Source organism: Modestobacter sp. URMC 112 (assembly GCF_053502575.1).
Genome location: NZ_CP199957.1, coordinates 4693242 through 4715023, shown reverse-complemented (window position 1 = coordinate 4715023; position 21782 = coordinate 4693242). Strand labels below are relative to the sequence as shown.

The window sequence follows — 21782 nt, the reverse complement described above, 5'->3', positions numbered from 1 at the left end:
TGCCGGGACGGTGCCCTGGACCGCGGCCAGCTGGCACACTGCGGATCCCAGGACGGCCGACGTCCGCGCCAATGGGAGGGCTCCGCCTTGCACCGTGACTTGGAGCTGCTCGGCGAGGCACTCGACGGTGCCCAGGTCGCCTGGTGCCTGCTCCGCCTCCCCCGGGACGTCGACCAGCCTCCTGGGGACGTCGACTTCTTGGTGGACCCCGGCGACATCCGCGCGTTCGACTCCGCAGCACGGGCCTGCGGCTTCGTGGGCGTGCCCGGCTGGCAGGCGCCGCCCTCCCTCCTGTACCTCCGGCTGGACGCTGCGGCTGGCCGGTTCCTCACCCTGGACGTGACCGAGCGGGTCGCCTTCGGCCGTGACGGGGCGATCACCACCCCGTTCGCGGCCGGGGCCCTCCGGCGCAGGGTCCGGCAGGGCGCTGTGGTGATGCCCTCGCCGGACGACGCGTTCTGGCTGCTGCTGCTGCACTGCCTGCTGGACAAGGGCAGCGTCCCGCTGCACTACCGCGACCGGCTGACCACCGGCGCACGTGGTGCTCGTACCGACGGCGAGATCGCGCGTGCGATCGACGCGGTGCCTAACAGCCCGGTCGGCTCCCGAGTGCTGCGCGACCTGGCCGGTGCCGGGGACTGGGCTCGGCTGGCCGCCGTCGCCGACGGGCTCTCCACTGCGTGGCGCCGTTCGATGCCCTACCCGGCGCGGGTCCGGCGGACGTCGGCGCTCGCCCGCCGCGCCCTCACTCGCCCGGCGCTGCTCGGCCGCCGGCGGGGGCTCAGCGTGGCGCTGCTGGGCCCGAACGGGGCCGGGAAGTCGACGCTGGCCGCCGGGATCGCCGACTGTTTCCCGCTGCCCGTCACGCAGGTGTACATGGGCCTGTGGAAGGGGACGGACGACGCCACCGGAGCTCGACGGGTGGCCGCGGCCGCAACTCGCCCATTCAGGGGATGGGCCCGTTTCCTCCGTGCCCAGCTGCACCAGGCCCGTGGTCGGCTCGTCGTCTTCGATCGGTACGTCTACGACGCGCGCCGGCCCGCGGAGCCCGGGGCCGGTCTGGCTGAACGCGCCTACATGTGGCTGCTGTCCCGCTCGTGTCCCGCCCCCGACCTGGTGCTGCTGCTGGAGCTCGCGGGCTCCGTGGCGCACGCCCGCAAGGCCGAGAACAGCCTGGCCGAGACCGAGGCGGAGGCAAGCGGGTACCTGAGCCTGGACGGCGAGCTGCCCGTCCACCGTCTCGACGCCTCCCTCGACGCCGATCGGGTGCGCAGCGAGGCCCTGGTGCTGATCTGGGGCGCCTGCGTCGACCGGTGGCACCGCGGTCGACCGGTGACCCCCGAGTCCGCGCTCACGCCGTGACGGCAGGAGCACCGGGGGCCCTCGCCCGGGCGGCCGCCGGGCGATGGCAGGGGTCGCACCGACGCCGGGCCCTCGACGAGGCCACCGCAGTGGCCGCCACGGCCCTGGCCGACCTCGCCCAGCGGCCGCAGCTCGCGCGGCTCACCCGGTTCGAAGCCGGCCCGGGAAAGTGGACCAGCACAGGCACGGCGGTGTTCCCGGTGGGTCCGCCGGGAGGTCCACCCGCGGCGGTGCTGCGGGTGTCGGCGTCCGCGGCGGGAGCCCTGCAGCAGGAAGGCCGGGCACTGCGGGCCTTGGCGGCCACCCCCGGGCTGGCCGAGGTGCGGGACCTGCTGCCCACCCGTCGCGGCGAGGGGACCGCGGGTCGGTGGTCGTACGCGCTCGACGACCACCTGCCCGGGGTCGACGCCACCGAGGCGCTCGCCACCCGGCGCGACCTGCGCGACCCCGTCCGGGAACGCAGCGCCCTCGCGGTGACCACCCTGCACCGCGCCACTGCTGTCGCCGTGCGGGTCGACGACGCGCTGCTCGAGCGCTGGGTCGATGAGCCCGTAGCAGCGCTGGGCACCGTTCTGCGGCGGTGGCCGTTGCGAAGGTCCCTCACCCGGCTGCGGCACCGACTGCGGGCGGACCTCGACGGGCGGCGGGCCTACGCCGGCTGGGTGCACGGTGACCTCTGGCTGGGGAACGTCCGGGTGCACCCGGGAACCGGCGCCCCGACCGGCCTCGTCGACTGGGACTGCGCTGCACCGCAGGAGCTGCCGGCGCACGACCTCCTGCACCTGGCGCTGTTCGGCTCGGCCGTCGAACGGGGCGTGGACCTCGGGACGGTGGTCGCCGAAGTGATGCACGCGGGCACCTGGTCGCCGGACAGCGAGCGGGTGCTGCGGCACGCCCGATGGTGCTGGGACGCCGGCATCCCCGACAGCTCCGTGACGCTCCTGTACTGGCTGCGCCACGTGACGCTGATGTCGGCCCAGCAGGACGCTCACGTGGAGCACTCCCTGCTGGTGTGGCGGTGGCGCAACGTCCGGGCGGTCCTCCGGTGTCTGTGAACCCCGGGCGACTCCGTGGCGGTGCGGCCGCTTCCCCCGGCCGCGGCGACCGCGCTCGGCTGCTCGCCTCCCCCGCCCCCCGGGAGGAGTGGCTCGACCTGCTTGCCGCCGACCCGGAGGCGCTGCCCTTCCAGCAGCCGGGCTGGACCGACGCGGTGGTGGCGGTGTCCGGCGGGCGTGATGCCAGCCGCCTGTACGAGTTGCCCAGCGGTGCCCGCGCAGTCCTGCCCGCGGTGCTGCGACCGGGTGGCGGTGCCGGGCGGACGCTGCCGCTCGAGCTCGCCTCGCATCCCTTCGGTTGGGGCACCGGTGGTCTCGTCGTCCCCTGCCGCGACCTCCCCGCCGGCGACGTGGCCGCCGTCTTCGCCGACCTGGCCGAGCACCCTGCTCTGCGTGTGTCGCTCCGCCCGGCCCCGCGCCGCGCCGACGCCTATCTGGCAGGCGCGCCCGCAGGCGCCCGACGGCTCCCCCACACCGCACACCTGCTGGGGCTCACCGGGGGCTTCGATGCGCTGTGGACCGGACGGTTCAGCGCCAGCGCCCGTCGCGCGGTGCGCAAGGCCGAGCGGTCGCCGCTGACCGTCGAGCACGACACGAGCGGCCGGCTCGTACCGGCATTCGACGGGCTCTACCGGCTTTCCGTCCGCCGCTGGGCCGGGAACCAGCACGAGCCGGAGTGGCTGGCCCTGGCCCGCGCTCGGCGGCGTGACCCGGTCCGGAAGTTCGCCACGGTGGCGTCACTGCTGGGCAGCGCCTGTGGGGTGTGGCTCGCGTCGCTGGCGGGGCAGCCCGCAGCGGCGATCGTCACCCTCCGACTCGGTGACCACGTCGTCTACTGGCGCGGGGCGATGGACAAGGAACTGGCCGGTCCCGTCCGGGCGAACGACCTGCTGCACCGGCTCGCCATCGAGCACGCCGTCTCCGAGGGTGCCCGGTTCTACCACTGGGGCGACAGCGCGCCGGGCAGCGGCCTGGCCCGGTTCAAGGCGTCCTTCGGCGGCATCCCGGTCGACTACCCGGCGTTCCGGATGGAACGGCTGCCCCTGACCGAGGTGGACCAGCGCGCCCGGCACCTGGTCAAGCGGGCGCTGCGCTTCCGGGACTAGCCGGCTCCCTCCACCGGGCTCCGCGCCCGTCGGAGGCTGCTCAGCAGCCAGGGGATGCACAGCAGGGCGAGACCGGTGCGGACAGCGATCCACGCGGGATCCTGCGGCAGCAGGACGGAGGCGGCCGCCAGCGAGCAGGCGATCGTCAGGACGGCCTTCGGGCGCGCTGCGGGCCGGGGCCACTGGGTGCCCGCCGGCAGCGAGAGCCGTTGCAGCACGGCCTGGAGGGTGAATGCGACGGTCGTCGCGCCGGCAGACCCGAGCAGTCCCCAGTGGGGCACCAGCAGCAGGTTCAGGCCGATGTTGACGACAGCGGCGGCGCCGGTGGCGACGGCGAGCGGCCGCACCCGGCGGGCGATGATCAGGGCCCGGCCGGAGGCAAGCGACGCCACCACCGGGATCCCGGAGAGCACGACGAGCAGGACGACGGCCAGCAGCGACGACGGCCGGAAACTGGCCGGCGCGACCAGTCGCAGCACGAGCGGGGCTCCGAGCACGGTGCCGACGACCATCGGTGCGAAGGCGGCGTACAGCGCGTCGCGCGATCGACCGATCAGCTCCAGCCGCTCAGCGGCGTCGGTGACCTCGGCGATCCGCGCGGCCCACGCCTGGTTGGTCAGCATCACCACGGTCACCGCGATGGCACCGACGGTGTACCCCACCTGGTAGCGGCCCGCCTCGACCGGGCCCAACAGGCGCTGGACGACGACCCGGTCGCCGGCGTCCAGGATGAACCGGGACAGTCCGCCGATCATGAGCGGTAGGCCGAACCGAACCGCCCGGCGCAGCACCGGCAGGTCCAGCAGCCCCCGCCACCGCGGGCGCACCAGGGCGACGCCGACGGCCATCGCGACGACCTGCCCGGCCACTCCTCCCCAGGCGTAGGCCTGCGCGCTGCGGTGCACCGTGAACAGCAGGACGAGCCCCACGACCTGGCTGCCCACCGTGGAGAGGAACGAGATCACGCTGTAGGCGCGCAGCCGGTCCTGACCGGTCAGGAGTGCCAGGACGAGGAAGACGGTGGCAGCGGGAGTCGTCCACAGGACGGTGGCCAGGACCAGCGGGTCGAAGCCGTCGAAGCCGAGCGCGGCGCTCCACAGTGGCCCGGTCACGCCGACGACCACCGTGACGACCGTGGCAGTGGCGATCCCGACCATGACCAGGCCCCGGGCCGCCTGGTCGTCACCGTCCTCGACCCGCTGGAGGATGAGTGCCTGGTCCAGCCCCAGAACCGCGACGACGAGGAGCACCTGGTGGACGGCGATGGCCGAGGCGAGGAGGCCCAGCCCGCGCGGACCGAGTTGGTAGGCGAGGACAGGAGAGACCACCGTGGCGGTCACGTAGGGCAGGGACGCGACCACCACGTACAGCAAGCCGCGACCGAAGAGCCTGGCCAGCGGACTCGTCGCGGTGCTGGCGGGCGCTGGTGGTCCGGCCTCCTCGGGGGCCAGCGGTCCGGTCAGCGGCGGGGGGCTGACCCGGAGGAGGTCACTGCCGGCCGGTACCGGGTCGAGGGGGGCCGGCTCGTGGTCCGGCCGGCCAGGCGGCGGGGGACCCGTCGGGATGCCCCCCGTTTCCGTCGCCATCCTGGCGAAGGATAGACATCGGAGGGCCGTGCTCCCACCCTCAACCGCGCGGCGTTCGCCGCGACACCGCCCACCTGCGGCCGGGCCGGCCGGCACGGTCAGGTCGGCCCGGCCGCCCCATCGGTGCCGGCGACGCGCAGCGAGCGGTCGATCTCGTCGAGGACGGCCGTGTCGGCGGCAGTGCCGAACTTGCGGGCGAACATCAGCGTCCGGCACCGCTCCTCGTCGTCGAGGGCCCGGCGCAGCTCCGGCAGGTCCGCCATGCCGAGCCATGGTGGGCTCTTCACCGAGGCGTCGGGCCAGCGGATGAACCACGCGCTGGCCGGGACGTGCTCCGCGCGCCACCCGGGGACCAGCGCCGGCGAGTGCAGCACCGAGTACACGAACGTCTCGTCCGGTATCCAGGTGCGCCGCCACCGACGGGGCAGGTCGGGACGCTGGTCGACCACGCGGAGGAGCGCCTGGGCGTGGCTGCGGGCCAGCACCTTGGACTGGGAACCGCCGGCCGGCACGACCCCCGAGGGCAGTGGGCGGGGTACCGGGAGCAGCAGCATGTGCTTGCGCCATGGCGCGTACGAGAAGCGCAACCGCAGCAGGCCACCGCCCAGCTCCCAGCCGGCGATGGGCATGTCATTCGACCAGGTGACGGAACGGCCGGCCAGGGGCCCGAGCAGGCGAGCGATGTCTCGGGAGGACCGCACCGGGTAGTCCGAGCCGGAGAGCAAGGCGACGTGGGACGCTCGGGTGGTCGCCAGGGCCGCGCGGTAGCCGTCGAGTTCGGCGGCCACCAGTCCCCACCCGGCCCAGGGAGTGCTCCGTCGCGGCAGCACCTGCACCCGGTCGGGCAGACCTGCGGTCATCTGTTCGAACACCGACCCCGGGGTGCGTGCGTCGCAGTGCAGGAACACCGGGAAGGGGTCGAGCGAGTCGATCAGTCGGCGGACGTGTCGCGGGTCGTCGTGGGCCAGGACGACGCACGCGAGTGACCCGACCGGCTGGTCGACCGCGCCGTTCGGCCGGTCAGCCTCCCAGTTGCCCGGTCCGGCGTGATCGGTGACCACTGACGCAGCTCCTCCGTTCGTCCGCCGCCCCTCGATGGCGGAGCGCCGCCGATGGTTGCGAGAGCCGGGGCTGTCCCCATGGTGGCAGCCGCGGCTCTGGTCTCGGTCCTGGAGCCGTCCCCCTCGGCTGTCCGCAGCGGGGACCAGCACCGGGGCTATGGACAGGACGCCGCCGGACAGGTATCCACGTGTTGACACGTTGCGCGGTCTCGGCGACACGTCGCTCACGCGGCCGAGACGTCGGGAGGAGCCCCGTGCCAGGACCAGGCAGGCACGGCGACCGGGTGATCCTGTGCCTGGGCTCGACCCACTGGGATGCTGGATGCCCATGCCTGTGACCGAGCGCCACCGCGACGTGGCGCAAGGTGCTCATCCGGTCCGCCGGTCCGGCCACCGGTCCACCTGGGTGGTGGTGGCCGTCCTCGTGGCCGCGGTGATGGCGGGCACGCTGACCGTGGGCTGGAAGAAGCAGGAGGGGTCACGCTGGCACCCACTGCTCCAGGAGGACTTCTCCGAGGACGTGCCGGTGGGCGAGTTCACCGACAGCTCCTATCGCGCGCAGTGGAACCTCTACCACGACGGTTGGGCCGACACCAGTGGCACCGGCACGTACGCGCCGAGCCGGGTGCTCTCGGCCGAGGACGGCCGGCTCCGCTTCGACATGCACTTCGACAACGGCGAGTTCCTCGGAGCGGCCTTGGTGGCCGAGCGGACCCACGGGCAGCGCTTCGGCCGGTACACCATCCGCTGGCGCGCCGACCCGGTCGCCGGCTACGGCCTGGCGTTCCTGCTCTGGCCGGACTCGGATGCCTGGCCGCACGACGGGGAGATCGACTTCCCGGAGGGCCGGCTCACCGGCACGATCAAGGCCTATGCCCACCATGCGGACGCCAACGGCGAGCAGGACCAGTTCGACACCCACCGCACCATGGAGGAGTGGCAGACCACGGTGATCGAGTGGACGCCGAAGGCGGTGACCTTCTACCTGGACGGCGAGCTGGTCGGCAGCTCCACCACCGCAGTGCCACAGGAGCCCATGCACCTTGTCCTGCAGGCGGGCACCGCCACCTCGGAGGAGCCGCCCGAGGACGCGCGCGGCTTCATCGAGGTCGACTGGGTGCGCGTGGAGAGCTACGGGGCCTAGGCCGGCGCGCATGAGGGGCGGCAGCGACCAGGACGCGCGGGTGAAGGGACGCGCGCCGGCGACCGGCATCCGGTTGTCGTCAGGATGAGCGCTCTACCGGACGACGCCGAGCTGACCGATCCAGCTGGCACCCACGTGCTCCTGCCGGGCCGGTCCCCGCGCGGCGGCGAGCCGGGCGGGCGATGCCTGCCGATGGCGCCCACCGGGAGCCCGGCCACCGCATCGGCCCGGGCGCTGCTGGCGGCCGGCGCCCTGCTCCTCTTGCTCGGTACGGCAGTCTCGTCGGCCACCGGGTGGGACGGCGGATTCGCGGCGGGCGCCACCACCTGCTTCCTGTTGTGCTTCGGGGTTGCGCCCGCGCTCGGCCTGCGCACGGCGGACGTCTCCTCGCTCGTGGTGGTGTCCGTGGCCACGAGTCTGTCGGCGTGCGTGTCGACCGCCATGCTGATGGCGGTCACCGGCGCCTGGCATCCCTTCGGGGCGTTTCTCGGCTGGGCGTGTGTCAGCGCCCTCTGGCTGCTGTTCCATCTGCGCCGCGAGTTCCTGTCCTGGTCACCGCGTGGGATACGGCTGGAGATCCCCCAGGTGCCGAGGGCGCAGCTGGTGTCCTGGTCGATGGCGGTGACCGGCCTGGTCCTGACGATCGTGGACGCCCGGGTGCACCGCCAACCACCCACACCCGGTGGGCTGCTGACCATCGTGGGGCCCGCCTGGTACCTGGGTCTGTTCCTGCTGCTGACAGCTGTGGCCATCGCCCTCCTCCACGGAGTCGGCCCAGGCGTCGCCGTCCTGCTGCTGTCCCTGCCGGTGGTCCTCTCTCAGGCGATCGCCTACGGCACGCCGACCGTGATGCCGGCCTCGCGCCACATCGGCGTGGTGGAGTTCATTCGGACGTTCCACCAGCTGGACAGGGTCGCGGACATCTACCACGCGTGGGCCGGGTTGTTCGCCGCGACCGCGTGGCTGTCCGACGTCGCGCGCATCGACCAGCCCCTGACCACCGTCGCGACGTACTGGCCGGTGGCCGTCACGGCGGCCACGGTGGTGGCCGTCCGGGTGCTCGCAGGCGGCCTCGGACTCTCCCGACCGCGAGCGTGGTGGGCGGCCGCGACGTTCGTGCTGGCCAACACCCTCAACGTCACCTACTTCTCACCCCAGTCGCTCGGCTTCTTCCTGTGCCTGGTCGTCGCTGCCCTCGTGGTGCGCACCTGGGGTCCGGACACGCACCGGGCCACACGGGTGCTCCTCGTGGTGACACTCTCCTGCGCGACAGCCGTGACACACCAGATCTCCCCGTACCTGCTGACCGCGGCGTTGGTCGTGCTCATGGGCTTCGGGCTGGTCCGTCCGCGGTGGCCGGCCGTGGCGACGCTGGTGCCAGCTGTCATCTGGGCCGTCCTGAACCGCGGCCAGGTGGGCCAGTACCTCTCGATGTCGGCGCTCGGGAACATCTTCGGCAACATCCGGCCGCCGTCGACCGTCACCACCGAGCACAGCGAGTCCCTGATCACCCGGCTCGTGTTCGGGCTGCCCTCCCTGGTGCTGGTGGGAGTCGGGCTGGCGGCGCTCCTGGCTCTGTGGCAGCGCCGGGACCGCCGGGCCTGGGCCTTGACGACCGCCGCGGCCAGTCCCCTGGTGCTGGCCCTGGCGTCCAACTACGGCCAGGAGGCGATCTTCCGGATCGCCCTGTTCTCATTGCCCTGGCTGTGCCTCTGTGCGGCGCTGCTGAACCGGCCGCGGCGGTGGGCAGCGCCGTTGCTCGCGGCCGGCATGGTGGTGCTGGTCGGGGTCAACGCCTTCGGGCTCACCGGGATGGACTGGGCGAGGGTGGTCCGGGCCGACGAGGCCCAGCAGCTGGGGGTGGTCGAGCGGAACGCGCCGGTGGGCTCGACCATCTACGCGTTGGGCACCTTCGCCGCCACTCCAGGGCGCTCCACCGAGAGGTACTTCGACGTGAGGTACGACGCGGTGGTGTTCGACGGACCGGCCGCCCGGCTGGACGCCCACCCCGGTTCACGTGCCGAGGCCGTCCGACAGGTGGCGGTCCTGGCGGCCGACTTGCGACCCCGCTGCACGGCCTCCTGCTTCCTCGTCGTCTCCACCTCTGCCCGGGCCGACACCGACCGGTACGGCGTCCAGGCTCTGGCGGACTCCGCCGAGCTCGCGAGGGCATTTGCCTCCGCGCCGGACTGGCAGATGTACTCCACCGGCCCGACGGCGACCGTCTATGAGCTCGAGGACGAGCCCGACCGCTGAGCCCGGCCCGGACGGTCCTCCCGGAGCCTGGCCCACAGGTAGGCGGGCGGTCCGCTGACGACACCGCCCAGTTCGCGGAGGGTCAACTCGACCGGGTAGTCGTTCTTGCCGGCGTTCTTGGTGCTGCGGGGGTCCAGCAGGAAGCGCAGCCCCGCGGGGAGCCGGCGCAGCACGTCCCAGCCGACGGCGCGCTCGGTCAGCGCGGCCTTCACGATCACCGCCGACAGTCCGCGCCCGTAGACGACCATCTGCCGACGCAGGGCCCGCAGCTCCCGGAAGGGCTGGACCCACACCAGGGCCTGCGGCTCGTACACCAGGACCGCCCCGGCCAGCACGATGCGCAGCAGCACGTCCAGGTCCTCGCCGCCGACCGCGGGACGACGTCCGCCGAGCGCCGGGTCGAAACCACCCAGCCGCCGCAGGACCTCGGTCCGGACGGCGATGTTGGCTCCGGTGCCGTACCGGCCGGGAAGGTAGGGGTACAGGACGTGCGGGTCGCGGTGGTGGTCCAGGTCGAAGGCCCGGCGGTGGAAGCCCTTCGCGAAACCGCCGTACTGCTCGAACCACAGCTGTTCGCGGGTCTCCAGCTCCCACGGCAGCACCAGTCCGGTCACGCAGGCGACGCCCGGCACCGCATCGAAGGCCGCCACCAGTGCGCGCAACCAGCCTCGGTCGACCAGTACGTCGTCGTCCGCGAAGGCGACGAGCGAACCGGTCGCCTCGGCCAGCCCACGGTTGCGGGCGTAAGACACCCCCGCTCGGCTCTCGGCCACGCGCCGCACCCGGCCCACCGGATCACTCACCGCCGCCAGGACCCGGTCCAGCACGGACCGCGCGGCTGGCGAGGGGGCGTTGTCCACCACGACCAGCTCGTAGTCGGGGTAGTCCTGGTCCAGGAGTGACCGCAGGCAGCCGGTCAGGGCCTCGCGGCCCACCGTGGGCACCACGACCGTCACGCGGGGAAGGGGGGCGGGCAGCGCCAGTCGAGTGATGCAGGCGACCGGGGCGCCGGGAGCCGGCAGTGGATCTCCGTCCGCGTGCGCCACCCCGTCCGCCCGCAGGTGTGCACCCACCTCTCCGGCGACCAGACCCGCCAGCAGGTCCACCAGCACCTCCCGGTCGGCGTTCGTTGGGAGGTCCAGGTCGACCCGCTGGACCGGGCACCCGTGTACCCGTACCAGGACCGTGGCGGGGCCACCCTCCGCCGGCCGACCGGCGACGGTGCGCACTTGCTCGCTCGGTGGCGGGACGTGGTCCAGGGGTACCAAGTCCATCTCGAGGACCTGCCGGCGCGCGGCGGGCGGGGCGTTCACAGACACCCGCGGCGGTACGGCGCGGACCCACGCACTGCGGGCGGCTGCCCCGGCACGCCACCGGTGATCCGGTCGTCCCGCCCTGCGCCGCCTACAACGCAGGCGGAGGCGGCCGTGTGGTGGAGCGATCCGGACGCTGACCGGGTGAGGACCGGGCGCACCGGCGCGCCGTCACCGCCTTCCCACGACGGAGGTCGACTCCGGCCATGATGCTGCCGAAGGCCATGAACCCTCGTCGGCTTGCGCCGACGCTCCATTTTGCCGGCCTCCGTCTCGTCGCCGGGCCGGGACGGTCCGTTCACACCCACGTTCCTGCTCCTCCCTCATGATGCAGTCCGAGCGCTCCTTCCCACCCGAGCGCCAGGCAGAGGTGGATTCGCGTCCCACCCCGGACCCGGTCGAGCAGGTGGCTCCGCAGGCCGCGTCCGGGCGCAGGTCGTGGACGTGCGGGCACGCGCGCACCGCCGACGAGCACCACCGGCCTGGCTCGGACTGCGCGCTCTGCGACTGCCCTCGATCCATCGGTCCGCTCAGCGCGCGGCTCGCCCGCGGTCGAGCATGACCCGGTCAACCGCATCCGTGACCCGCAACCGGCCGGGGGTTGCAGCTCCGATGAGGACCACCATGAGCGCGCGGTAGGCCCCGTGTGGAGCAACCACCGCTCCGGTGGCGACGGGCCACAGCAGGGGGATGCCCGGACCGGTCGCGACGTCCCTCACCAGGTGCGCCGCGGCACCCGGGCTCAACCCGGCCAGCGCCGCGCCAGCCGGCGGCACCCCGGCCGCAGCGACCGCCAGCAGCAGGACGAAGGTCAGGCAGTGCAACGGCGGCCGCCCGGCGCCGGAGGCCATCATCCCCAGGTACAGCGGGACGTGGTCGAGGTCGGCAGCCGCGCCGACCCGCGGGAGGGCACACGGACACCTCTCAGTGGAATGGCCGAGATGCAGGAGGAACGAGAAGTCTCGTGAGCGCGGGACAGGATGGATTTGATACTGAGCGCGCTCCGCGATGTCCAGACCTCCTCGGGCGGATGTGGATCCGAGGATCCTCTGTGCGCTTCGGTCGAGCGGACAAACCGGATCGGCGTCACAGAACGTGGTGTGATCGCGACGTACACCTCAGTCTCAGCTGGTGCTCATCCCGGCGTCATCACGACTCCGCCGGCGGCCGGGCGACTCCGGGTGGCACAGGGGTTGACCCCGGGGACGCGGTGACGCACGGTGGGGCACCCGACTCCGGTGCGGTCGGGCATCGGGCGTCCCGTCGACCACCTTGCCGTGACTGGGGGCAGCAGATGCTGAGCTCGGACCCGGGGACGCCCGTGTCTCTGGCCGTCGTCATCTGCACCTACACCGACCGTCGGCTGGACCAGGTCTGTGCAGCCGTCCACTCCGCCCTGGCCCAGGCCCAGCCCCCGGCCGACGAGATGGTCGTGACCGTGGACTACAACGACGAGCTGCTGGACACACTTCGCGCCAGGCTGCCCACTGCGGTGAGGGTCCTGGCGAACCGGGAGGCCCGGGGACTGTCGGGGGCCCGCAACACGGGCTGGCAGAGCTGCAGCGCGGACGCGGTGGTCTTCCTCGACGACGACGCTGTCCTGCGTCCCGGGTCCCTGGCCGCACTCCGGGCGCGCCTGGGCGCGGAGGACGTAGCGGTGGTCGGGGGCGCGGTGCACCCGGCGTGGGAGGGCGGGGAGGCACCGTGGTGGTTCCCCGAGGAGTTCACCTGGGTCGTCGGCTGCGACTACCGCGGGATGCCCGTGGACGGCAGCGACATCCGTAACCCGATCGGCGCGTGCATGGCCGCGCGCCGGGTCGTCCTGCAGCGGGTGGGCGGGTTCTCCACCGGGCTCGGCCGTGTCGGGGCGCTCCCCGCCGGGTGTGAGGAGACCCTGCTGGGGATCCAGGTCCACGAGCTCGCGCCTCGTTGCCGGGTGGTGCGTGACGTCGCCTTCGCGGTCGATCACACCGTGCCCCGGGATCGGCAGCGAGCGGCATACTTCATGCGCCGTTGCCTCTACGAAGGACGCTCCAAGGCGGCGCTGTCCCGCATGGTCGGGCACGGCGAGGGGCTGTCCAGCGAACGGTCGTACGTCCTGCGGGTGCTCACATCGGCCGTCCTGCGCCATGCCCGAAGCGCCGCCTGCGGGGACCGCGCCGCCGCGGGTCGCGCCGGATGTGTCCTGCTAGGGCTGACGCTCACCGTCGCCGGGCTGGTCTGGGGTCACCTCCAGGCGCGGGTGCGCGGTACCCGGATGACCGTCCCGGCCCCTGCAGGACCGCCGCACGCCCAGCCCGACACGGCGGTGCGTCGCCCAGGGGCGCGGCCGTGAGCGGCGGTCCCGGACGATTGGTCCCGGTCCTGCTGTACCACGCCATCACCGACGACCCCGGGAGACACGTCGCGCCCTTCGCCGTCCCCCCGGCGACCTTCGCCCAGCACATGGACCAGGTCGTCGCCGCGGGTTACCGCTGCGTGACCTTCACCGAGTTGATGCGACGGCGCAGCGCGGCACCGGCGCGAGCGGCCCAGGCGACCGACCTCGGCCGGATCGCAGTGATCACGTTCGACGACGGCTACGCGGACTTCGCCACCGCCGCACTGCCGACGCTGCACGCACGAGCACTGCCTGCCACCTTGTTCGTGACCACCGGCTGGCTCGTCGGTGGGGGCCCTCGCTGCCCTGGTCCAGGTGATCCCATGCTCGCCTGGTCCCAGCTGCCCGAGCTCCTCGAGGGGGGCGTCGAGATCGGTGCGCACAGTCACAGCCATCCCCAGCTAGACACACTGGGCAGCGCGGAGTTGCGGGATGAGCTGAACCGGCCCAAGGAGCTGCTGGAAGGGCGCCTCGGCCGACCGGTGCCGAGCGTGGCGTACCCGCACGGGTACAACGGGCCGCGGGTCCGGCGGCTCGCACGGGAGGCTGGACACGAGTCAGGGGCCGCGGTCCGCAACCGCCTGCACCGGCCCGCCGACGACCCGTTCGACGTCGCCCGGCTGACCGTCGGGCGCACCACGACGCCTGAGGAGCTCGCCTCCTGGTTGGCCGGCGTCGACCGACCCGGGTCGGTCCTCCCGCGAGCCCTCGCCCGAGCCGGGTGGCGGGCCTACCGGCGCGGGCGGGCCGTGACGCGTCGACGCCCTGGATCCGACTACGCCTGACCGACGCAGTCGGGTGGAGGGCGCCGACCGGACCTGCCCAGGCGCCGAGTCGCCTCTCTCACCCGGTTCGGTAGGGCCTACCATCGGGGGTGCAGGCGCACATCAGCACAGTGGGACCCACGACAGGCCGGCAGGCGATCCCGACAGCGCCAGGAGCGAGACCGCCGGTCATGCCGGACGTCGCCTACGGCGACATGGACGACGGTGTGTGCCGGGCACGATGTGGGCGGATCCTGGGAGCGACGGTCCTGCCGCGGCTGGGCCGCTCAGCACGATGCCGGCTCGAGCGTGCACGCTCCGTCGGTGGCGGGGCGTACGCGAGGTGACGGTGTTGCGTGTCGCTCGGTGACCGTCGGCATGTCGGCACTCGCGGGGGCGGCCGACCGTTTGACTGGCCGTAGCACGGATGTCCCGTCGACCGGCGGGCGCGCACGGGGGTTGAGGAAGGGGCGACGTGAGCGCACCTGGTGATCCCGCAGTCTCGGCCGAGTCGGGCACGTGCGCCCCTCAGCGGCACGACGCCCCGGTCGGCGACCCGCCCGCCGCGTCTGCTCCCCCTCGATCGCCTTCTGCCGGGGCCGACTCCTCCGGCAGGCGTTGCAAGTGCGGCCACGGTCGGCAGGCCCACCAGCACTACCGCCGTGGAACGGACTGTGCCGTGTGTGAGTGCCCGGCGTTCAGGTGGGCGTGGTCCTCGTGGCTCGGGCGCCGGGCCCGGTGACGGGGAGGGTCGACTCGCCGGCAGTTGTCCGCGCCCTGAGCACTGCCAGAAGGGACAGGGAGCACACGGCGGCCAGGTAGGCCGGGTACGGCACGGACCAGTTCCCTGCGCCCACAGGCCACAGCAGTGGCACTCCCGGGCCTGTGGCCAGGTCTCGCGCGACGTGGAGGACCACGCCGAGTGCGAGTCCGAGGGCAGCGCCCCGCCATGTCCGCCGGACTCCCCCCAGTGTCAGCAGGAGGGCCAGTACGAGGCTGTGCGTCGGTGGCCGGCCGCCGTCCACGGCGAACTCGCCACCGGTCAGGTAGAGAGGCAGGTGGTCGACGTCGATCAGCACAGCCCCGGCCAGGGCCCACCTGGCCACCGGCCAGTCCCCCAGGCGAGGTCGTAGGGCTCGGAGGACCAGCCAGGCGGTCAGCAGGTGGGCCGGCTCGTCCAGCACGCCCTGCACCGGGACCGGCCACCTGCGTACGCCGATGGCTGCGTCGAGGCACAGGAGGAGCGCAACTGCCACGAGCGGGCCGCCTCGGCGAGAGCCGAGTCGATCGACAGAGCGTGCTGCTCGACGCAACGCTCCCATGAGACGAACCGACCGCCCAGGACCCTGGACGCAGCCGGTCAAGCGCTCGTGGCCTTCACGACCGGATCGAGGGGAGGAGCGATCGGGTCCTCTGTCTCGTCCAGCTCGGGCAGTCTGGGCGGGGGGATCTGATGGCTGGCGCTCCAACGTCGCGGCGGGGCGGTGTTGTGCATGCCCACCCCGTTCACGCGTTCCACGAGCAGTGCGCCGAGCACCCGGACGCCGTCTCGCCAGGTGTTGAGGTTGCTCTGCCCGTAGATCCGCTGGGACTCGAAGCTCGGCACCTCGGTGATGGTGAGCTTCGCCTTGGCCACCCGCGTGTTGATGATGGTCTCGATCTCGAACCCGTCCCCCCACCGCTTGGCCGTCTGGTCGCGGTCGCCGACCTGGAGCGCCAGCAGTGGCAGGCAGTGTGCCCAGAATGCGTTGTAGCCGTAGCACAGGTCGGTGTACCGGGTCCCGAAGAGGCCGTTCACCGTCTTGTTCAGCCAGCGATTTCCCCACGCACGAGTTCGCGTGATGTCGTTGCTCCCGCCACCGCGGGCGAAGCGGGTGCCCTTGGCGAAGTCCGCGCCCTGGGTCAGCGCGGCCACGAAGGAGGGGATCTCGCGGGGGTCGGCGGAGCCGTCGGCGTCGAGCATCACCACGATGTCGCCCGTGACCACGGCGAAGCCGCATGCCATGGCGTTGCCCTTGCCGCGGCGGTTCTGCATGACGATGCGAGCGTCGGGGCGCAGCTCACTGGCGACCTCGACCGTCCGGTCGACGCTGTGACCGTCGACGACGATGACCTCGAACAGGCCCTCCGGGAGCCGGCCGAACACGTACGGCAGGTTCTTCGCCTCGTTGTACGTCGGGATGACCACACTGACGCGCGGCGGGTCGCTCGCCGTCGGAGCAACCGCGAGGGGAGCGACCTGCACGGGCGTCGGGCTCGGTGCGTGATCCCGGCGGGGGGCCGTCCTCCGGGGGCGGAGTCCGACCAGTCTGAAGCTGGACATGGGCGTTCCTCAGGTCATGTCGCTCGAGACGGGGTCGGTTTCGCCTCTGCTCACCGCTGGGCTGTGGCGACCAGGATCGCCCGGCGGATCATCGCTCGCCCGTGTTGATTTCCTCGTGCGACGGGCGCTCGGCCCGTCGCACGGTGGACAGTCACGCGACCACTGCTCACGGATCAGATGTGCGAACTCCCCCCGTGACCGTTCCCAGTCGCAATTCACCCGCCCATCGTCGCGGAGGCCACGACGTGGAGGATGATCTTCATTTGCTTCACCTTTGATGGAGCGCGTGATGTCTACCGCAGTTCCCGTACGGTTGTCCACCACTTCGTTGAGCTTCTTCTCGTAGCCGGCAATGGTGCGATCCGGGCCGATTCGTTAGGTTGACGAGCCGCTACTCAGTGTCATTCTCACGAGCACCAGCGCTGGTCCACCGGGCGGACGGGTCGTCCCGACCTGCGCAAGGGCGGAGGGTCACGGTTGCATCGGGGGTCGAACTCGGGCGGTGTGACGCCTCCTGGACATCGCATGGCTGCCTCTGCGTCAGCAAGCAACCGCATAGGGCGATCGGGAAGACCGACGTGGCTGCCGGACCGCCGACCGTGACGACGAACACGCACGGAGGACGGACACCCGCGCTGACTGGACGGTTGCCCTCTCAGTCGCGCGACCGAAGACGGAGGGCCGAGACGAAGGTCCGCACCACAACCAGGCCATCGGAAATCCCGTCCGGATTGCGGTCGAGGAACCATTCCGACCTCATGGCCGGAGCGCTGTTCCCAAATTTCGAGGGTGTCGTCGAACCCATCTCCCACGTCGAGGAAGAAGCGAGTCGGAGGATCCTCGATGTTCCTCACATGGCAGGCGAAATGGCGGGAAGATGGCTGCCCGACGGGCTGAGAGCGAAAACGTCTCGTGCAGGACGGTCACTTTCCCGCCCGCAGCCGATCATGCTGTCGTCGTCCTCCCCCGCGGGGTCCTGGGCGGAGCGCTGGCATCTGACCTGTGGGTACGTGATGAGCGGCTGCACGAGCGGGTCCGGTCAAGCTGGCCGAGTCGTTGCGTGTGGCTCGGCGGGCTCAGCCGCCCTCGGTGCGGTGCGCCTCCCGGCCGAGGACGCGCCGTCGGGTGATCCCCCGGAAAAGGCTCACCTCCGTCACCGTGGCCATGTTGCGCTCATGTGACGAGAGTCCGTTCGAGGGTCCTGACGACTGGTCAGGACATCTGCCCGAAGCCTCGCGATCTCGGATCTCTGCTCGCTCGAGGTCCGGTCCCGGCCCGCCGCGCTGCCGCAGGCGGGCCGGGAGGTCAGCGGGTCCCGCGGTAGCGGATGACCGCACCGGCGCCCACGCTGCGGGCGGCGGTGAGACAGAGGTTGGCCCGGCGGTGCATCTCGCCAGCGCTGACCCCGGGCTCGAGCGTGGCGATGCCCGCGGCGGCGGCCAGCCCGGCGATGCCGGTCTGCGCGACGCTGGCAGCCAGCCGGAAGGCGGCCGTCTCGGCGCTGTCGGCGCTGCCGTTCAGCACGAGGGCGAACTCGCCGGTCCCGGAGCGGGCCAGCCAGTCGTCGCCACGCAGCGATCGGGCGATCAGCGAGGTCACCTCGCCGAGCGTGCTGCCCGGGGTCGGCCAGCCGTCGTCCTTGCGCAGCAGGCCGAGCAGGACCAGGGAGACCGGGGACCGGCCGGCAGCGGCGAGCTCGTCGAGGCGGAGGAACAGGTCGGCCCGGGTGGGCAGCAGCGTGGCCGCGTCGACGAGCGACTCCTCGCTGGTGCGCGGCTGCGGGAGCCCGAGCGCGTCGCGGACGGTGGCGGCGAAGGGCATGGGCAGGGGATCGGCTCGATCCGGGGCGGTGGTGAGGCCCGCGCCGGGTGGTCTCCCCCCAGCGGGGGACGGCGGTCCTCGCGCGGGTCAGGCGCAGGTCAGGCCGCCGGGCGACTCCGGCTCGGGCGGTTCAGCGGGAGAAGACGTCGCAGAGCTCGGGCAGCAGGTCGGCGCAGGTGGGCACCGCTGCCGTGGAGGAGGCCCTCGACTCCTCGTCGTCGTCCTCGTCGTGGTCCGACTTCGGTCCGGCTGACGGGGAACCGGCCGTCGGGGACCCGGGGGCTGTGGTCTCCGGGGTGGGCCGGGTGGGCGGAGTCGGGCTCGGCGGGGCGGACGACGTGGGGGCGGTCGACGGCGCCTCCGCGGCCGTCGCCGTCCCGGCCTCGGTGGCGGCGCCCGGTGCGGACGCGGCCGGGGCGTCCGGGTCGGCCGGCGCGGTGCCCTGCGGCGCGGTCTCCTGCGGCGCGGGGTCGGTGGTCGCCGGCGCGTCGTCGGCGGTCGCCGGTGCGGTGTCCTCCGCCGTCCGGCCGGCGGCGGGACCGGGGGACACCGGCTGGTCCACGACGGGGGCCGGCTCGTCGGTCCCGGCCGACGGGGAGGCGGGCGGGGGAGCGGACGGCGGGTCGGCCGGCGTCGTGGGCGACGGACCGGCCGCTCCCGCGGGGGTGTCGCTGGGTCCGGAGCCGGTCGGGAGCCCGCCGTCCGGCTCCGGCCCGGCGGTGAACTGGGCGGCCAGGGAGTCGGGGAGGCCCAGCTTGCCGGTGGACTGGGCGACGACCGGGCCACCGACGACGGCGACCAGGGCGAGCACCGCCAAGACGAGGCGCAGGTGCCGGTGCGGCGCCGGGACGGACCGGGAGCCGTGCCGCCGCCGGCCGGAGGAGGCCGCGGGACGGTCGGCCGCCGGGCGGGCGGCGTGACGACGGCGGTCGGACGGGGCCGCAGGGCGGTCGGCCGCCGGGCGGGCGGCGTGCCGACGGCGAGCCGGCTGCGCGGTCTCCTCGGCAGGGGCGACCGGCGGAGCGACGCTCGGCAGGGGCCGCGTCAGTGGGGGGACAGGGGGTCGGGAGGTGATCAACTGCGGCATGCGATGCCGGCCGACCGTGTCCGGCCCAGGTCCTGCGTGGTGCACTCGTACCCCCGTTGTCGCGCCGGCTCGGTCGCCGGCCTCAGGCAAGGTAGTTCGCGTAGTCGGATGTGCACAGAGCGCCACCGCGTGTCCCAGGGCGACACGCCGGGGATCGCTCGGTCCCTCGTCGTCCGAAGGGGGAACCGCACTCCACTACCGTCCCCTGGGTGAAGATCCGCGAGCTGGCCGTCCCCGACAGCTACGTCCTGGACCTGGTGCCGCACGGGGACTCCCGGGGTCGGTTCACCGAGTGGTACCGGGCCGACGTGCTCGCCGAGGCGACGGGCTTCCCGCTGACGCTGGCGCAGGCCAACCACAGCGTCTCCGGCCGCGGGTCGCTGCGGGGGGTGCACTTCGCGCTGGTCCCGCCCGGGCAGGCCAAGTACGTGTACTGCCCGGCGGGGAAGGTGCTGGACGTGGTGGTGGACGTCCGGGTCGGGTCGCCGAGCTTCGGCGTGCACGACTCGGTGCTGCTGGACAGCGAGCGGCCGCGCGCGGTCTACCTGTCCGAGGGGCTCGGGCACGCGTTCCTGTCGCTGACCGACGGCAGCTCGGTCACCTACCTGGTGTCGTCGGGGTACTCACCCGGCCGCGAGTTCGGCGTCCACCCGCTGGACCCGGCGCTGGACCTGCCGTGGCCCAGGGACGTCGAATTCGAGCTGTCCGCCAAGGACCTGGCCGCGCCGACCCTTCAGCAGGCCGCGGACCTGGGCATGCTGCCGACGATGGAGCAGTGTGCGGCCCGCTACGCGGAGCACCGCGCACGCGCAGCCGGTCAGTAGGCCCCGGAGCCGCGCACGACGGCACGGACGGTCTTGACCAGGATCGAGACGTCCAGGGCCAGCGACCAGTTCTCCACGTAGCGGACGTCGGCGCGGACGGTGTCGTCCCAGGAGAGCTCGGAGCGGCCGGTCACCTGCCACAGGCCGGTTAACCCGGGCTTGACCAGGAACCGCCGGTGCATGTCCCGGCCGTAGCGCTCGACCTCGCTGCCCAGCGGCGGGCGGGGGCCGACCAGCGACATCTCACCCCGGACGACGTTGATCAGTTGCGGCAGCTCGTCGAGCGAGTAGCGCCGCAGGAACCGGCCGACGCGGGTGACGCGCGGGTCGTTGCGCATTTTGAACAGGACGTCGTTGCCATCGCTCCCTGCGGCCAGGTCACGCACCATGTTGTGGGCGCCGGGGACCATGCTGCGGAACTTCAGCATGGTGAAGCCCCTGCCGCAGTGGCCGACGCGTTCCTGGCGGAAGAGCACCGGCCCCGGGCTGGTCACCTTCACCGCGACCGCGATGCTGAGGAGCACCGGCGCGAGCAGGACCAAGCCAAGAATGGCGGCGGTGCGGTCCACCAAGCCCTTGGTGAACCGGCGCAGTCCGGTCAGCTCCGGGCGTTCCATGTGCAGCAGCGGTAGGCCCGCCACCGGGCGGATGTGCACCCGCGGACCGACGACGTCCGTGATCGCCGGCGCCACCAGCAGCTCTGCCTCGGTGTCCTCCAGTTGCCAACCCAGGTCCCGCAGCACCCGACCGTCGAGTTCCTCGCTCGGCAGGACTGCCACCGTGTCCACCCCGAACCGGGTGACCACATCCGCGACGTCGTCGACCCCGCCGAGCACCGGCAGGCCGTTGAAGGCGTCGAACACCCGGGACTGCTGATCTGAGGGGAGGCAACAGCCGATGACCCGGTAGCCCCGGTCGGCCGCCCGGTGCAGTTGCTCGTCCAGTGCAGCGACAGCGCGGCAGTGCCCGACGAGGAGCGTCGTCTGCTGGTACCTGCCTCGGCGCCGTTGGAGGTGGAGCCAACGCCGGTGGCCCCACCGCTGCACCAGGGTGAGGAACGTGGCGAGAGGCAGGGAGAGGACGACGAAGCCGCGGGCCGGGGCCAGGTGGAAGGCCAGCGACACGGTGCCCACGGCGGCGAGCAGCAGAACGGCGGCGGAGAGCACCCGGCGGTACTCCTCCACCCCGACCCAGAGGAACCGCTGCTCGTAGGCGCGGGCCAGCAGCATGGCGAGCACCCAGACCAAGGGCAGTGCGAGCATGATCCAGAAAGGTGGCCCCGGCGCGCTGTCGACGCGTGGACCGAAGAAGAGGGTGTGCCCGATGAGTGCAGCCACCGCGGCGCAAACGAGGTCGAAGAACGCAGCCCGACGCACGTACCGCGGTCTCCACGCCCGCCGAGCTTCCGTCCCCTCGCCACGGATGGAGGCCGCGAAAGGTTGCCAGCCGTCGCCCGCCGATCCGGCACCGGAGGATCCCGGCCGGTCGATCAGGTCGATCGAACCCATGTATCAGTTCCCTGACTGCTCGCGTCACAGGTCGGGGTGAGCGCGCGCGTAGACAGCCAGAACTGTCACCCGCCGGCCCCCCGTCGGCGGCTGAATGGTCTCACGCCGCATCCATCTGGAACATGTCGTTCAGCGCCGCATCAAAGAGTTTGCCCGGCCGGACAGTTGCTGTCGGCACGTCTGCGACGTGCA

Annotated in this window: 17 protein-coding genes; 8 read left to right on the top strand and 9 right to left on the bottom strand. The window is 72.9% G+C overall.

All coding sequences use genetic code 11. The annotated features are described in order from the left end of the window. Positions 1-87 precede the first annotated feature (87 nt). The 3 genes from ACWIX6_RS22400 to ACWIX6_RS22390 are packed head-to-tail and all read left to right on the top strand — an operon-like array spanning position 88 to position 3523. Positions 88-1362 carry a hypothetical protein gene (locus ACWIX6_RS22400; protein WP_448614649.1) on the top strand — a complete coding sequence of 425 codons (1275 nt, stop codon included), beginning with the start codon at positions 88-90 and terminating at the stop codon, positions 1360-1362. Then, complete coding sequence (locus ACWIX6_RS22395) at positions 1359-2417, top strand: phosphotransferase family protein (RefSeq protein ID WP_448614648.1); 1059 nt, start codon at positions 1359-1361, stop codon at positions 2415-2417. Before ACWIX6_RS22400 ends, ACWIX6_RS22395 begins: the two co-directional genes overlap by 4 nt. After that, the gene (locus ACWIX6_RS22390) at positions 2408-3523 is read left to right on the top strand and encodes a GNAT family N-acetyltransferase (RefSeq protein WP_448614647.1); all 1116 of its coding nucleotides are present in this window, start codon (positions 2408-2410) and stop codon (positions 3521-3523) included. The genes ACWIX6_RS22395 and ACWIX6_RS22390 overlap by 10 nt, the downstream gene beginning before the upstream one ends. Here the strand turns inward: ACWIX6_RS22390 and ACWIX6_RS22385 are convergent. Then, positions 3520-4887, bottom strand: a complete 1368-nt coding sequence (locus tag ACWIX6_RS22385) for a lipopolysaccharide biosynthesis protein (RefSeq protein WP_448617020.1) — start codon at positions 4885-4887, stop codon at positions 3520-3522. The two genes, ACWIX6_RS22390 and ACWIX6_RS22385, sit on opposite strands and share 4 nt — an antisense overlap. A gap of 320 nt (positions 4888-5207) precedes the next feature. Then, on the bottom strand, positions 5208-6170 hold the full coding sequence (locus ACWIX6_RS22380; protein WP_448614646.1) for a beta-1,6-N-acetylglucosaminyltransferase: 963 nt from the start codon (positions 6168-6170) through the stop codon (positions 5208-5210). 328 nt (positions 6171-6498) lie between these two features. Here ACWIX6_RS22380 and ACWIX6_RS22375 point away from each other — a divergent pair, with 328 nt between their 5' ends. Both ACWIX6_RS22375 and ACWIX6_RS22370 read left to right on the top strand, forming a co-directional pair. Continuing rightward, positions 6499-7314 (top strand): glycoside hydrolase family 16 protein, encoded by an 816-nt coding sequence (locus ACWIX6_RS22375; RefSeq protein ID WP_448614645.1) that lies wholly within the window; start codon positions 6499-6501, stop codon positions 7312-7314. 84 nt (positions 7315-7398) lie between these two features. Further along, entirely contained in the window at positions 7399-9570 is a 2172-nt protein-coding gene (locus ACWIX6_RS22370; RefSeq protein WP_448614644.1) for a hypothetical protein, read from the top strand. On the opposite strand, the gene ACWIX6_RS22365 is transcribed toward ACWIX6_RS22370, so the two are convergent. Both ACWIX6_RS22365 and ACWIX6_RS22360 read right to left on the bottom strand, forming a co-directional pair. Further along, complete coding sequence (locus tag ACWIX6_RS22365; RefSeq protein ID WP_448614643.1) at positions 9540-10526, bottom strand: glycosyltransferase; 987 nt, start codon at positions 10524-10526, stop codon at positions 9540-9542. The two genes, ACWIX6_RS22370 and ACWIX6_RS22365, sit on opposite strands and share 31 nt — an antisense overlap. Positions 10527-11413: 887 nt before the next feature. Beyond that, on the bottom strand, positions 11414-11830 hold the full coding sequence (locus ACWIX6_RS22360; RefSeq protein ID WP_448617019.1) for a metal-dependent hydrolase: 417 nt from the start codon (positions 11828-11830) through the stop codon (positions 11414-11416). A 374-nt stretch (positions 11831-12204) separates the two neighbouring features. Here ACWIX6_RS22360 and ACWIX6_RS22355 point away from each other — a divergent pair, with 374 nt between their 5' ends. Both ACWIX6_RS22355 and ACWIX6_RS22350 read left to right on the top strand, forming a co-directional pair. Further along, positions 12205-13218: a glycosyltransferase family 2 protein gene (locus ACWIX6_RS22355; RefSeq protein ID WP_448614642.1), complete on the top strand. Its 1014-nt coding sequence runs from the start codon at positions 12205-12207 to the stop codon at positions 13216-13218. Further along, complete coding sequence (locus tag ACWIX6_RS22350; protein WP_448614641.1) at positions 13215-14048, top strand: polysaccharide deacetylase family protein; 834 nt, start codon at positions 13215-13217, stop codon at positions 14046-14048. Before ACWIX6_RS22355 ends, ACWIX6_RS22350 begins: the two co-directional genes overlap by 4 nt. A gap of 677 nt (positions 14049-14725) precedes the next feature. Here ACWIX6_RS22350 and ACWIX6_RS22345 read toward each other — a convergent pair. From ACWIX6_RS22345 to ACWIX6_RS22330, 4 genes are all read right to left on the bottom strand, one after another. Beyond that, on the bottom strand, positions 14726-15349 hold the full coding sequence (locus tag ACWIX6_RS22345; RefSeq protein WP_448614640.1) for a metal-dependent hydrolase: 624 nt from the start codon (positions 15347-15349) through the stop codon (positions 14726-14728). A gap of 38 nt (positions 15350-15387) precedes the next feature. After that, positions 15388-16215 (bottom strand): glycosyltransferase family 2 protein, encoded by an 828-nt coding sequence (locus ACWIX6_RS22340; RefSeq protein ID WP_448614639.1) that lies wholly within the window; start codon positions 16213-16215, stop codon positions 15388-15390. A 1440-nt stretch (positions 16216-17655) separates the two neighbouring features. Then, entirely contained in the window at positions 17656-18171 is a 516-nt protein-coding gene (locus ACWIX6_RS22335) for a diguanylate cyclase domain-containing protein (RefSeq protein WP_448614638.1), read from the bottom strand. Positions 18172-18301: 130 nt separating this feature from the next. Beyond that, positions 18302-18982 (bottom strand): hypothetical protein, encoded by a 681-nt coding sequence (locus tag ACWIX6_RS22330; protein WP_448614637.1) that lies wholly within the window; start codon positions 18980-18982, stop codon positions 18302-18304. A gap of 485 nt (positions 18983-19467) precedes the next feature. Between ACWIX6_RS22330 and ACWIX6_RS22325 the strand changes: the two genes are divergently transcribed. After that, entirely contained in the window at positions 19468-20082 is a 615-nt protein-coding gene (locus ACWIX6_RS22325; RefSeq protein ID WP_448614636.1) for a dTDP-4-dehydrorhamnose 3,5-epimerase family protein, read from the top strand. Here the strand turns inward: ACWIX6_RS22325 and ACWIX6_RS22320 are convergent. Then, entirely contained in the window at positions 20076-21590 is a 1515-nt protein-coding gene (locus tag ACWIX6_RS22320; protein WP_448614635.1) for a sugar transferase, read from the bottom strand. The genes ACWIX6_RS22325 and ACWIX6_RS22320 overlap by 7 nt on opposite strands. Positions 21591-21782 lie beyond the last annotated feature (192 nt).